This window comes from Rhizobium sp. AN68, assembly GCF_030758035.1.
Taxonomy (GTDB): Bacteria; Pseudomonadota; Alphaproteobacteria; order Rhizobiales; family Rhizobiaceae; genus Agrobacterium; species Agrobacterium tumefaciens.
The window spans coordinates 489877-503448 of record NZ_JARWMI010000001.1 but is presented as its reverse complement, the minus strand read 5'-3'; the positions used below and the strand labels follow the sequence as shown (position 1 = coordinate 503448).

Here is a 13572-nt window from a genome sequence, read left to right as displayed (position 1 = left end):
CGTCGTCGCACCTGCGCGGGGCTGAGACCAAACGCGTGATCGCCCTGCGGTCAGCCGCAGTATCATCCGTGTACCTTCTTTCCTTCGTGATCGTGAGTTGCCAAATAGCGGCAACACAGAGTTTTTGAAGGATTGAAATCGATGAACACAACAGTCTCCCAAACGAAGTCGCGCAACATTCTCGTGCTCGGTGCCGGCGAACTCGGCATGCCCGTCCTGCGCAATCTGGCTCTTCGCGCCAAGACCATCGAGGGCGCCAGGATCAGCGTTCTTCTCCGCGCCAGTGCCGTTCAATCAGATGTGCCTGCAAAGCAGCGCGACATCGCCGAAATCCGCGACCTCGGCATCGAGATCATCGAAGGCGATTTGGTGAAGAGCTCAGTCGATGAACTGGCATCTCTGTTTTGGAATTACGATACCGTGATCGGTTGCACAGGGTATGCGGCCGGGATCAATACGCCGATGAAGCTTGCCAAGGCGGCGTTGCAGTCGGGAATTCCCCGCTATTTCCCCTGGCAATTCGGCGTCGACTTTGAGGCGATCGGTCGAGGCGGCCCGCAGGACATTTTCGACGCTCAGCTTGATGTGCGGGAACTGTTGCGCTCCCAAAGCAAGACCGAATGGGTCATCATCTCCACCGGGATGTTCATGAGCTATCTCTTCGAACCGGAATTCGGTGTCGTTGACCTGCAGAATGACATAGTCAATGCTCTCGGCAGCTACGATACGGCTGTCACTGTGACGACGCCTGACGACATTGGCGCTCTGACCGCTGAAATCGTCTTTTACGAGCCGACCATCGCAAACGAGATCGTCTTCCTTGCCGGCGATACCGTCACCTACGGTGAACTCGCCGACAAACTTGAAGTAGGATTGAGCCGCCCTTTCAGCCGGTCCGAATGGACGGTCCCGGTCCTGATGGAAGAACTGGCAAACGACCCCCAGAACATGATGCGCAAGTACCGTGCAGCCTTCGGTATCGGGCGTGGCATGGCGTGGGACAAAGCCAACACGTTCAACGTGCGCAAAGGCATCAAAGTGACGACCGTGTCGGATTGGATTGGGGCGAACCTTAGCGGAAAGTGACAGTGCCTGCCGGTATCGTGGAAAAAGAAAATAGTTGCTCCGCGAGTGCTCCCTCATCACGCTGTCATCCAACGTAAGATGGCATGCTGGCATGTTTTCCTCCTGGTGCATTTGTGCTCAAAATGTCTGCCAGGAAGGCTTTTCTGGCGGACGGGCATCGTAATCCTCGCGCGCCTTGCGAAACTCGTCAGAATTCTCCACGACCCATGTCCACAGCGGAACCATGCGGATGAGAAGACCCATCCCGAGTTCGGTCAGTTCGTACTCAACCCGGGGCGGCATCTCTACGAGATCATGGCGCGTGACGAGACCGTCTCTCTCGAGCTGGCGGAGCGTTCGCGTCAGCATCCGCTGTGTCACGCCGTGCATTCGTTTTCCGATGTCTGCGTGCCGGAGCCTGCCATAGACACCGAGGGTGTGAATGACGCCGAGCGACCACCTGCTTCCTGCATGAGTGAGAACCTCGCGTCTCACACCGTCTTCGTCCTCGCGAAGCCCATCGCAAACCGCCTGAGAATAGGTAAGCATCTCTTCTCTGATCATTATACTTGTCTCCTGCCGTTCTGCCTTTTCTCTTAACAGCCTTCCGATGGCATTTCACCTGTCGCTACAGGCTGGAGAATAAGCTCAGAGAATGCGCTGGAGTTTTTCGTAAGGACTTGACCGATGAGACCGATAATCGGAACGCATGAACGAATGAGCAAAAGCGTAAGAAGACACTTGAGGCAGCTCGTCTTTCGGCTAGACGACCTTCGCCAATGGATCAATGCCACGATAGCATTCGGGTTCCTGAATCTACTGAAGCTTTTCCCTGCCGATCCAGCGATAAGATTTGCCGATCGTTTTGCACGCGTAATCGGGCCCCTGACCCCACGCCACAAGCTCGTACTTCATAATCTTGGTATAGCCTATCCGGAAAAGCCGAAAAGAGAACGACGGGAGCTTGCGACAGCGAGTTGGGGACATATAGGCAGGTTAGCTGCCGAGTATGTATTTTTGGACCAACTGTTCGATTACGATCCTGAGCGATCTGAGCCAGGGCGGATCGAGGTGTCTGGGATTGACGAGTTTACAAAACTACACAACCATAAGCGCCCATTCATAGTCTTCACCGCTCACACGGGCAATTTCGAACTGTTGGCTGTCGTTGGGGCCACGTTCGGTCTCAACGTGACTTCTTTGTTTCGTCCTCCAAACAATCCATATGTTGCCGACAGACTTATCAATTTTCGAAAGGAGAGGATGGGAAATCTTGTTCCTTCCCATGCAGGGTCGTCTTTCGCGCTCGCTCGCCAACTAGAGCGTGGGGGTGGCGTTGGAATCCTGGTCGATCAGAAGTTTCGTAAAGGCCTACCGACCCAATTCTTCGGCAAGGACGTTCAAACAAACCCGCTACTGGCAAAGCTGGTGCGTCAATTCGATTGCGATGTCCTTCCGGCTCGCTGCATTCGTCTGCCAAACAATCGGTTTCGGTTGGAGCTTGAGCCAAAAATTACTATCCCGCGCGATCCGCAGGGCACGGTAGATATCCAGCAAACCGCCCAGCTTCTAAATGAAAAGGTGGAACTCTGGGTCAGGGAATATCCAGATCAGTGGCTTTGGTACCATGATCGTTGGGACCGCAGACGAAAAAACTAGGTCCTAGTGTCGTGAGCCTGCGGTACCCGAGCTGGAATACCTTCCTGAGCCAAAGCAGGCATCTGCATCAGTGGTTCACCGATGGAAGAAAGTGATCGCTATGGAGGCGAATTGCTGCGACCCCAATTCCACGCAGAACTGATCTGGCTCAGTTCTGCGTGGAAAACACTATCGAACTGGTTGTGCGCAGATTGTAGTTGGAAGATTGGTCTTGCCAAAACACAAGCATCCCCGTGAACTGCCCCCCATTTCGACCGGACAGTCGGCATAAGCAGAAAGGCTCAAGCACAGGCTTGAGGACAGGCTTATGTCTAACGAGTATCGACACGTTGAATTGCTGACGGGTGATGTTCGCCGCAGGCGGTGGACAACTGAGCAGAAGCTGACAATCATTGAGCAGAGTTTCGAACCTGGCGAGACGGTGTCTTCCACCGCTCGCCGTCATGGCGTTGCGCCCAATCTGCTTTACCGGTGGCGCAGGCTCTTGAGTGAGGGAGGTGCTGCAGCCGTGGATTCTGACGAGCCGGTTGTCGGCAATTCTGGAGTTGCCCCTTAAAAACCGGACAGGATCAGGTTTCTGTTTGACGGTTTAAGAACTCACGAGGCGAGCAATAGCCCAAGGCCTTGTGCGGGTGAAGGGTATTGTAGTGTTCGAACCATGAGGGCAGTTGCGCGATAACGGTCATGGCGTCCGGCAAGGGGTTCACCGAGACGTAATCACGCTTGAAGGTTTTGACGAAGGCTTCGGCCATTCCGTTGGACTGGGGGCTGCGAACGGGCGTTGAACACGGCTCCATGCCGATATCGATGAGCAGCGATTTGGTTTCCTTTGCGATGAAGCAGGAGCCGTTGTCCGTCAGCCACTCGATTGGCTTTGGAAGGGTGTTGACGAGGCCGAAGCGGTTCTCAACAGCCGTGATGACAAGGTCCTGGACGTCCTCGCTCTTGATGCCCTCGGTTGTCGCGACATGGGCGATGGCCTCGCGATCACAGCAATCGAGAGCGAAGGCAACGCGCACCTTCTCCTTGTTGTCGCAGCCGATTTCGAAGCCGTCTGAACACCAACGCAGATTGGATTGCTCGACAGCGACGCAGCCATTGTGGCGACGGGTGTCGATTGCACCGGTGTGGCGCTGAAGAAGCATGCCGTGAACCTTCATCACCCGGTAGACGCGTTTGGCATTTGGCCATGGACGGTTTTCGCTGCAGGCTTTACGGCGCAGGATCGCGTGAACCCGGCGATATCCGTAGGTCGGCATGTCATCGATGATCGTCTTGATCGCATCCACCAGTTCCTGATCAGCGAGCGGCGGCCGCCCTCGGGCTCTGGAAGGACGTTGCTTCACACGTGCCGATATGTTGGAGCGGGCGACACCCAAGGTCTCGCACACCGCCGTCATCGCGAACCGTCCTTCGGCAACGAGAGCGAGCGCAACAGGTGTTTTTTTGACCCTGATGCTATCTCAAGAGCTTCTTTGAGGATTTCGCCTTCCATCGTCTTTTTGCCGAGGAGGCGCTGCAGCTCTTTCACCTGGTTCTGAAGCGCCCTGTATTCGGATGCAGGGACGACCTCTTCCTGCGATGCGGTGGCCGTTAGCGCCCCCTGCGTTGCCAGCTTGCGCCACGCGAACAACTGGTTCGGCTGAATGCCATGCCGTCGAGCAACGATGCTGACCGTGACGTCAGGCTCGTAGGTCTCCTGGACTATTGCGAGCTTCTCCGCTGTCGACCAGCGACGGCGGCGCTCAGGGCCGGACAGCACTTCTATCTTAGGTATGTGACTGGTCATAATGGGCACTTTACTCCTAACACTTAACAAGTGGGAGATCGTGTCCGGGGATTTAGGGGGCCACTACAAATTCGGAAGTGAAGAAGCTGGAGGATCGTGTCCGCGAGCTGGAGCGCATGCTCGGCCGCAAGACGATGGAGGTCGAAATACTCCGCGAAGCCTTATCCAAAGCAGACTCAAAAAAACGGACATCGCGGCCGATCTTGTTGCCGAAGGACGGTTCCCGATGAAGGCCGTCGCCGACACGCTGGGCGTATCCCGTTCCAACCTCGTCGAGCGGCTGAAAGGCAGATCAAAGCCGCGCGGAGCCTACCACAAGGCCGAGGATGCAGAACTTCTCCCCGCCATTCGCAGGCTGGTGGATCAAAGGCCAACCTATGGCTATCGGCGGATCGCCGCGCTCCTCAATCGCGAGAGGCGAGCCGCCGATAAGCCTGTCGTCAACGCCAAGCGGGTTCATCGCATCATGGGCAACCACGCCATGCTGCTGGAGAAGCATACGGCCGTTCGCAAGGGCCGCCTCCACGACGGCAAGGTGATGGTGATGCGCTCGAATCTGCGCTGGTGCTCGGACGGTCTGGAGTTCACTTGCTGGAATGGCGAGGTCATCCGTCTCGCCTTCATCATCGACGCCTTCGACCGGGAGATCATCGCCTGGACGGCGGTCGCCAACGCGGGCATCTCCGGCTCTGACGTGCGCGACATGATGCTGGAGGCGGTCGAGAAGCGGTTCGCAGCCACCCGAGCCCCACAAGCCATCGAGCATCTCTCGGACAATGGTTCTGCTTACACCGCGAGGGACACAAGGCTCTTTGCCCAGGCGCTCAATCTGACGCCTTGCTTCACGCCGGTGGCCAGTCCGCAGTCGAACGGCATGTCAGAAGCCTTCGTCAAAACCCTGAAGCGGGACTATATCCGCATCGCAGCACTACCGGACGCAGAAACAGCGCTCCGGCTCATCGACGGATGGATCGAGGACTACAACGAAATCCATCCCCATTCCGCGCTCAAGATGGCTTCCCCTCGGCAGTTCATCAGGGCTAAATCAAACTAGCCGACATGTCCGGTGAAACGGGGTGCACTCCACCCCGCAAACCGCTCCCGGTTGGCAACTCTAAATTTTCGAGATCAAAGTGAGTACTTTTCGCGAGTTGCCAGTGCGTTTACCAGGTGCCTCTTGTCAAGGATTGCATGTACGCCTTTGTTGATGTCAACAAGCTGAGTTACATGCAGATCAGCTACCAGTGAACATAGCATGTATGCTTGGTTCCGATCCAGATTCGTACGTTCGCATATCAGCCTTATCATCTCACGCACCGATTGCCGGGCTGCTTCATCAAGGTCGCTATTGAAACCCATCGAGATGAGTTTGTCTGGGGTCTCGGCGAATGGCTGAGCCAGTTTCATGTCCTTGCGCACGGTAAGGCGAAAGACTCCGTTGAGTGCTGTCTCCAGCGCTGTGATACAAACCTCACCGTGTCCCTGGCATCCATGTCCGTCACCGGCGCTGAACAATGCGCCTTCGTTGAAGACAGGGAAATAAACGGTGCTTCCTGGCCGGAGATCTTTATTGTCCATATTGCCGCCAAACGCCCGTGGTTCCGGGGTGCCGATTCGGCCCCATTCCTTTGGTGGCGCAACACCCATGATGCCGAAGAAGGGATCAAGGGCAATCTCCAGTCCCCACGGCAATTTCGCCATCTGCCGATCGCGATCGATCGAAACGTGCATGCGCTCGTAGTTGGTGAATTCCTCCGGCAATGTTCCCAGAAGGGGCAGGATGGCGCAGAAGCCCCAGTCTTGGCGGGGTGTGGCTTCCAGAATATCAACCTGTAAGACGTCCCCGGGCATTGCGCCTTCCACGAAAATCGGTCCTGTGAGCACGTGGGGACCGACAGGGCCAGCCACAACTTTTCCGTCGCCGCCGCCTGGTACCAGATTGTCCAGCGCAATCCGGTGATCCGGCGTAACCAGCGTGGAATTAGGGGGAACATCCTCTTCAAAGCAGGCAGGTAGCGTATGCAGCATCACTTCCGCTCCGGAAGGAACGGTCAACACTGGCTTGGTCTCCGCATCGAAATAGCCCCAGTAAAGGTTCTCAGGAGAGGCTTTTACTTCAAACATCATGTATCGCTTTCTATTTAGATTGAAAGATGTCGTTTCACAGCTTCATCGTTTATGTCCGATGCGGCGCCATGCAGCACAACTTCACCTCGGGAAAGGACCACGACTTGGTCCGAGATGGAGCGGGCGAAATCGAAATATTGTTCAACAAGCAAGATCGAGAGGCGACCGCGCAATTGCGCGATCACGTCTTCGATGCGGCTGACAATCGAGGGCTGAACACCCTCGGTTGGCTCATCGAGGATCAGCAGCTCGGGCCGCGTTACAAGCGCGCGTGCTATACTTAACTGCTGCTGTTGCCCCCCGGAGAGATCCCCGCCTCGGCGCTTCCACATCTCTCCGATGACAGGGAAGAGCGCGACGGCTTCCGCGATTACCCCCTCGGGTTCCTCGACCTTCGCCGCCGCCGCCGCGATTTCGAGATTTTGTCCCACGGTGAGATTTGCGAAAATCTCGCGCCCCTGGGGGACGTATCCGAATCCTTCTCTTACGCGACGAAATGGCGGCAAGATCGTAACATCTTGATCGTTCCAGGAAATTTTGCCCGAGGTCGCTGGGAGAACTCCCATCAGGCAACGCAGGAGCGTCGTTTTACCGGCGCCATTGCGTCCCATGACAGCGGTGCAGCCCTTCGTCGCAGTCTGAAATGAAATATTCTTCAGCGCATGGCTGCTGCCGTAGTGCAGATTTAGCTTCTCTATGGTCAGTCCCATGATCATCGCCCCAAGTAGACTTCAACGACACGTGGATCCGATTTGACCGCATCCATTCGCCCCTCGACCAGAAGCTGACCTCCATCCAGAACGATAACCCTGTCTGCAACTTTTTCGACGAACTCCATATCGTGCTCGATGACGACAATGGCGCGATCGGCGCTTTTCAGCTTTGCGATCAAGTCCGCCGTTCGCTCCGTTTCACTGTCGCTCATCCCCGCCACGGGTTCGTCCAGAAGAAGAACTCGCGGCTCCTGCATCAGCAGCATGCCGATCTCCAACCATTGTTTCTGGCCATGGCTGAGCGTGCCGGCGATTTGATCGTGCTGGTCCGCCATCCCGATCGTTTCAAACGTCTGTTCGATCAATGCTACTTGCTGCGCGGTTGGCAGAGAAAACAACTCCATAATCGATCTGCGCTTTGAGACGTTCAACGCCAGCATGAGGTTCTGCATCAAGGTCAACGCCTCGAAAATGCTCGGTTTCTGGAACTTCCGGCCAATGCCGGCAAGAACGATCTCGGGTTCTTGAAGTTTCGTCAGCTCAATCCGCCGATCCAGCGTGATGCAACCATTTGAAACGGAGCTTTTCCCCGTTATGGCATCGAGCAGTGTCGTTTTTCCTGCGCCGTTTGGGCCAATGATCGCGCAAACGGTTCCGTAATCGACATGAAATGTTAGATTGTTGATTGCCCGAAATGTCCCGAAGGTCACGGTAACGCCATCAACCTGAAGTGCCTCGGTCATCGCGCCATCTTTCTTACTTTCGTTGCAAACATCCCCGGCAGATCGCTCAGGCCATTCGAAAGCATCACCACAACAAAAAGCACGAGTGCGGAGAGAATGAACGGCCAGAGATCGGGTGCAACAGCCGTCAGAATGAACTTCAGAGTGCTGATGACGATCGCTCCCAACAGCGCGCCAGAAAGCGAACCACGCCCGCCGATCGCCACCCATACGGCGATTTCCAGCGAAAGATCGGGCGCCAAAACCCTCGGGTTAACGATCCCGACCTGAGGCACATAAAGAACTCCGGCAAGCGTTGCTACGATTGCCGACAGCGTCCAGATGCCGAGTTTGATCCAGAGCGTTTCGCGACCAAGAAATCGCAGGCGAGCCTCGTCGTCCCGGATGGCAACAAGCATTTGACCGAAACGGGACGTCACTAATCTTGCCATTGCGAATAGCAGCAAGGCCGTGCAAAGCACGGATATTGCAGCAAGAAATGCGACGGTACGGCGTTCAGCAAGAGGCCATGAAAGCAGAGTGCTAAATCCGGTCATGCCGTTGTTTCCACCGAAACCGGTATCGTTGCGAAACATCAGCAGCATGGCGATGTAAACGAAAGCCTGGGTGATGATGGAGAAATAGACCCCGACCACCCGCGCCCGAAAGGCACTGTAGCCAATTACAAAGGCCACGAGCGCACTGACGCAAATGGCGACAAGCAGCGCGTATGGCGCAAATTCGAAGCCTGCGTAATAGAATGGCAGGTCGCTCCATCCCATAAATACCATGAAGTCCGGCTGTGCGCCTGTTGAGAGATAACCGACTTTCACCATGTGCATGGCAACGACATAGCCGCCGATGGCAAAGAACAGTCCATGACCAAGACTGAGAATTCCCGCGTATCCCCAGATGATATCGAGCGATATGGCAAGCATGCCGAACGTCGCTATCTGGCCGACGAGATTGAGGACGTAGCTTGACGGTCCGGCGCCCGTGACGCCGCACGCCAATATAACCAGGCCGATACAAACCAGAAGCATTGCAATGACATCATTGGTTCGGCGTTCGGCTGCAATTTTTTGGCGATAGGAGAACAGGATGTCTCGCATATTAACGCCTCCCCTTCTGGGCAATCATGCCTTCTGGACGAAACTGAATAAAAACAACGATGATCAAAAGAGCGATGACCTTTGCTGCGACCGCTCCGTAAACGGGTTCTATGATTACGTTGATCATCCCTATGCTCAGGGCCGCAACCGCGGTGCCGACGAGACTGCCGACGCCGCCAAGGACCACGATCATGAAGGCATCCACGATAAACCCTGTGCCCATGCCGGGGTTAACGGTGTAGATTGGAGACAGCGCGAGACCCGCGAGACCGGCCAGCCCGGCACCCAGGCCAAAGGCGACCATATCCACGAACCGCACCGAAACGCCGATACAACTCGCCATGGTGCGATTTTCTGTAACCGCACGAATAAACATACCGAGCCGGGTAAAACGCAGGACGACGAGAGCGGCACACAATACGATGAACGCGAATGCTATTGCGAAAAGGCGGTTCCAGGTCACGAAAAAGTCAGCGAATATGTGAACGCCGCCGCTCAAAAAGACGGGGGTGACAAATTCCAGATTCTGCGTTCCAAACAGCACCCGCACAAGATTGATGAGCAGCAGGCTAATCGCCCAGGTGGCCAGCAACGTCGTCAACGGACGCTTATATAAATGGCGGATGACAGTTACTTCCATCGCGACGCCGACGCCGCCGGTAACCAGGAAAGCAAATGGTATTGCTATCAACAGATAATAGCCCACCAACCCCGGCGCCAGCAGCTTCAAGGCCTCCTGCACCAGAAATGTGACATAGGCCCCGATCATGATCAGTTCGCCTTGAGCGAGATTGATGACCCCCATCAACCCGAAAATGACAGCGAGACCCATCGCAGCCATGAAGAGGATGCTGGCATAGCTCAATCCGCTGAAAGCCAATTGGGAAATCTGGCCAATCTCGAGCCACAACCTTATCTGCGAGATTGCTGAAGCAAGGGCTTTTTGGATTTCGGCGTTTTCAGTCGTCAGATTTTTCTGCGCCTCTAAAAGCAAGCTCAAGTTGTGACTTGACGGAGAGGCCGCTAAAGTCGCTATGGCCGTCAGCTTTTTTGCCGGATCGCCGTCTTGCAGCGCTCCTGAAGCGACAAGATCTCTCAGCTTTTCCGCCAGCGCACTATTGGTCGCAAGATTTGCAGCGCGCTCAATGAGCGTGATTGGAACCATCTGGACCCGCTTGCCCAGTTCCTCGGCATCTCTCATCGCGCCAGGGCCGCCGGTATCGACAAGCAAGCGAAGCAGGGCTAAACCTGCGTCCACTTTTCCCCGCATTCTAAGGTTGACCAAGGCGCCCGTTTTTATTTCAGGCGCGTGCGATGCTGGCGCCAGTGAAATAGCCGAAAGCATCTCCTTCGACGTGATCACCACCGCTTCGGGCCCTTCGCAAATCAGGGCTCGTCGGCTGATCGCATCCAGAATTGTCAGACCCCAGGCGGGTTCGACATCGTTGGCCTCGACGGCGAGAAGGAGATCGGAAACACCATTTAGTTGTTCTGCTGCCGCTGATGAGCATAGCCGTGCGACTATATTCTGTTTCGTTGTTTCTTCTGCTTTGGCCGCCCCTAGGGCAATGACCAAAAACAGCATCGAGAGCAAGCCCCGCCACAAAGTGGCGGGACCGGTCGTCCAAAATGACATTTTAAGATTTCCCATGACGAGATCACATATACGGACTGAATGGCACGGGCTTCGGGGTGTCTTTTGACTGCCAAAGGATATCGAACCCTTGGGTTTCATTTACCGAACCGATGAACACGCCCCGCGAAACGTAGTTGTTTTCGGCGGTCATCTTGATGTCGTAACCCGAAGGGCAATTGAAGCTCAGCCCATCAAATGCGGCACGAACGGCATCAGGATCGGACTGGCCAGCCTTTTCCACGGCCTTTGCCCACAGGTGGACGCCGTCATAGGCGGAAACCATTGGATCGATAACCGTCGTTGGTGAATATGGAAGACTTCCGCTTTTAACGTAGTTCCCCCAGTTCGCCTTGAAAGCTGTATTGGCAGGCGCTTCGGCGTTTTGCAGATAGGCCCAGCAATTGAGGTGCCCGACAAGCGTCGTCGTATCAAGCCCCTCTAGATCCGCCTCAAGCATATCCAGGCCGAGAACGGGAATGTCCGTCGCCTTGATCCCCTGATTGATGATTTCCTTTAAAAAGTCAGGAATGGAAGAACCGACAACCGTCAGAATGATGATGGGCTGGCCGCCAGGCTGGTTGATAAATTGGCGGATGTCATTGACGATCGTCTGAAAATTCGAAAACCCGACAGGAACATAGGTTTCTTTCCACGAGCTTTCGTCGAAGCCCTTTGATGCCCAATAGCCCTTGCAAATCTTGTTGATCGTCCGCGGCCACACGTAGTCCGAACCGAGCATGAAGAACCGCTTTGCCTCGCCGCCCTCGGGACCCATGAGATATTCGAGTGCCGGCAAAACCGAACTCGCGGGAGGCGAGTTCAGGTAAACAACGTTCTTGGAATTTTCTTCACCCTCGAAATGCAATGGATAGAACAGCAAACCGTTGTTCTGCTCCACGACCGGGAGCACGGATTTGCGGGAAACGGAAGTCCAGCAACCGAACAACGCAGAGCATTGATCCTGTAGCAATAGTTGGCGACCCAGCTGCGCATAAAGTGGCCAGTCAGAAGCAGGATCGGTCGCCAGTACCTGTACCTGCTTGCCCAGAACGCCACCCTTCGCGTTCAATTCGTCCGCCGCCATTTTGACGACGGCATTCAGGCGACCTTCGATATTTGCCATCGTTCCAGACGAGGAAAACAAGCATCCGAGCTTTAGCGTTTCGGCGGCTCGAGCACGGTTGGCTATCAGGGCGGGGGTGGCAAGAGCGACGCCTGCAGCGGCAGTATTTATAAGGAAACTTCGACGATCCATCCTATTGCTCCGATTTTAACGGCGACCCACTCGCCCAACATCTCCATCGTTGCAAAGCCCATGCCAATTTATTTGCGCATCGCAAATAAATATCATGCGTATGAATTGATTGAATAATTTATTATCGACGTCGGTTTGGAAGGACCATCGGGCGAACGCCGAAAATCCCTCTGCCCACTAAACGAGCAGCGAGTGCACACATACGCAGCAGATAGAGATCTTGCTTATTTGTTGGTCCGTATTGAATTTTCGGCATGGATCAAGCAAACGTAGCCCGAATGTACTCTTAAAAGTCGCAACATGCTGGTCCCTGCCTCTCGACTTAAATTGTTAAAAAAGGCTGCTGTCCTGGCCGCAGTTCGCCATAAGCCGGGGGTGTCCCGGCGCGAACTTGCACGCCAGCTCGAAAGCACCGACTCCAACCTCTCGCGCATCACGCGTGAGTTGATCGCCGACGGCTTTCTTCTCGAACGTGCGACATCGCCGAAGGCAGTCCGCGGTCGGCCCAATGTCGGGCTGTATTTGAACGGCACCAACATTTTTCTTCTGTGCATCGTGCTTTCAAAATACGAACAAAAAATCTCGATCATTAATCTTTTGGGTCAACGCATCGTGGAGGACATCGTCTCCGGGGAATTGGATAACCTCGCCGTAAATCTCCTCAAGAAGTGCTCGGAGATTACAGATCGCCTAGCAAGCCAACCCAATCTTGGTTATCGGAAATTATGTGGCATTGAGCTCGTTTCATCCCCCGATCTGAACATCCCGGGAGAACTAGATATTGAAGCGTGGCTTAGTGTACTGGCGAGCGAGATCGAGACTCGTTTTTTCGCTCCCGTTAGCAGAGCAGCGATCGCGGACGCGCTGCATATTGCGGAAACCCGGCAAGAGGCGATCATCCCAAAATCGCCGAGCATCATGGTCCATGCTGGGTTTTCGATAGATGTCAGCTTGATTGTCGTTACCGAGAATTCATCACGCAGCACGTTCGAAGGACGGCTCGATAAGTTAAAAACGATCTACGATCCCGTTAGTAACTGCTGGCAACCATTGGATACGGTTGCTTCTGCTGGCGCTGTTCTAAAGCGGCTCGGGCACTTGGATCAAATGGACGGTAGCGGCCAGGATGGTCTGCGTCTTGGCGTTCCTCATGCAATCAGGCAGGCAAATGCCCGAGATCGGCGGGCAACTCTCATCTTCCGGGACGCAGGAGAAGCTGTTGGAGCGGCGATTGCAGGCCTACTGGCGATCCTTTCACCGGCGCATGTCATTCTGGCCGGCCCACTTTCTGCTGCGGCACCTTTCATTGAGGGGATAACCTCTGCCCTCTCGGAAAATGAAGGTGCCAGTCAGTGTTCTGTTACGATTGATATATCAAAGCTTAGCGATTTGCGTGCGGCTGAGCTGGCTGGCCTAGAAGCCTTGGTTTTTTCATCGCCTTGGCTTTGAGAAGCGGGCGCCCACCAGATCTTCTGTTAGTTTCCCGTATCGTAC

General features: G+C 55.0%; 11 protein-coding genes and 2 pseudogenes. 5 read left to right on the top strand and 8 right to left on the bottom strand.

The window, feature by feature from the left end; all coding sequences use genetic code 11:
* Positions 1-141: 141 nt before the first annotated feature.
* The gene (locus RBH71_RS02280; protein WP_025590986.1) at positions 142-1086 is read left to right on the top strand and encodes an aromatic alcohol reductase; all 945 of its coding nucleotides are present in this window, start codon (positions 142-144) and stop codon (positions 1084-1086) included.
* Between the two features lie 117 nt (positions 1087-1203).
* On the opposite strand, the gene RBH71_RS02275 is transcribed toward RBH71_RS02280, so the two are convergent.
* Positions 1204-1629: a winged helix-turn-helix transcriptional regulator gene (locus tag RBH71_RS02275; protein WP_025590984.1), complete on the bottom strand. Its 426-nt coding sequence runs from the start codon at positions 1627-1629 to the stop codon at positions 1204-1206.
* A 153-nt stretch (positions 1630-1782) separates the two neighbouring features.
* On the opposite strand from RBH71_RS02275, the gene RBH71_RS02270 reads away from it, so the two are divergent.
* Positions 1783-2724, top strand: coding sequence for a lipid A biosynthesis lauroyl acyltransferase (locus tag RBH71_RS02270; protein ID WP_029658620.1), 942 nt, complete (start codon positions 1783-1785; stop codon positions 2722-2724).
* A 307-nt stretch (positions 2725-3031) separates the two neighbouring features.
* Positions 3032-3271 (top strand): annotated as a pseudogene (locus RBH71_RS02265) (transposase); the annotation flags it as partial.
* Between the two features lie 22 nt (positions 3272-3293).
* On the opposite strand, the gene RBH71_RS02260 reads toward RBH71_RS02265, so the two are convergent.
* Positions 3294-4513, bottom strand: a protein-coding gene (locus RBH71_RS02260) for an IS3 family transposase (protein WP_112155509.1) whose coding sequence is annotated in 2 segments (ribosomal slippage) — positions 3294-4174 and positions 4174-4513 — 1221 coding nt in all. Because the reading frame shifts where the segments join, the coding sequence is not laid out codon by codon here.
* A 62-nt stretch (positions 4514-4575) separates the two neighbouring features.
* Between RBH71_RS02260 and RBH71_RS02255 the strand changes: the two are divergent.
* Positions 4576-5567: pseudogene (locus tag RBH71_RS02255) on the top strand (IS3 family transposase); the annotation flags it as partial.
* Between the two features lie 74 nt (positions 5568-5641).
* Here RBH71_RS02255 and RBH71_RS02250 read toward each other — a convergent pair.
* Genes RBH71_RS02250 through RBH71_RS02225 form a run of 6 tightly spaced genes read right to left on the bottom strand, consistent with a single transcriptional unit; the run spans position 5642 to position 12078 of the window.
* Positions 5642-6640 carry an acetamidase/formamidase family protein gene (locus RBH71_RS02250; RefSeq protein WP_112155508.1) on the bottom strand — a complete coding sequence of 333 codons (999 nt, stop codon included), beginning with the start codon at positions 6638-6640 and terminating at the stop codon, positions 5642-5644.
* Positions 6641-6654: 14 nt separating this feature from the next.
* Positions 6655-7350 (bottom strand): urea ABC transporter ATP-binding subunit UrtE, encoded by a 696-nt coding sequence (gene urtE / locus RBH71_RS02245; protein ID WP_112155523.1) that lies wholly within the window; start codon positions 7348-7350, stop codon positions 6655-6657.
* Positions 7351-7352: 2 nt separating this feature from the next.
* The gene (gene urtD, locus RBH71_RS02240; RefSeq protein ID WP_112155507.1) at positions 7353-8096 is read right to left on the bottom strand and encodes an urea ABC transporter ATP-binding protein UrtD; all 744 of its coding nucleotides are present in this window, start codon (positions 8094-8096) and stop codon (positions 7353-7355) included.
* On the bottom strand, positions 8093-9187 hold the full coding sequence (gene urtC / locus RBH71_RS02235) for an urea ABC transporter permease subunit UrtC (RefSeq protein WP_323687031.1): 1095 nt from the start codon (positions 9185-9187) through the stop codon (positions 8093-8095). The genes urtD and urtC overlap by 4 nt, the downstream gene beginning before the upstream one ends.
* A 1-nt stretch (position 9188) precedes the next feature.
* Positions 9189-10823, bottom strand: coding sequence for an urea ABC transporter permease subunit UrtB (gene urtB, locus RBH71_RS02230; RefSeq protein ID WP_112155506.1), 1635 nt, complete (start codon positions 10821-10823; stop codon positions 9189-9191).
* A gap of 22 nt (positions 10824-10845) precedes the next feature.
* Positions 10846-12078, bottom strand: coding sequence for an urea ABC transporter substrate-binding protein (locus RBH71_RS02225; protein WP_025590972.1), 1233 nt, complete (start codon positions 12076-12078; stop codon positions 10846-10848).
* Positions 12079-12378: 300 nt separating this feature from the next.
* Here RBH71_RS02225 and RBH71_RS02220 point away from each other — a divergent pair, with 300 nt between their 5' ends.
* Positions 12379-13527: an ROK family transcriptional regulator gene (locus tag RBH71_RS02220; protein WP_112155505.1), complete on the top strand. Its 1149-nt coding sequence runs from the start codon at positions 12379-12381 to the stop codon at positions 13525-13527.
* The last annotated feature ends 45 nt before the right edge of the window (positions 13528-13572 follow it).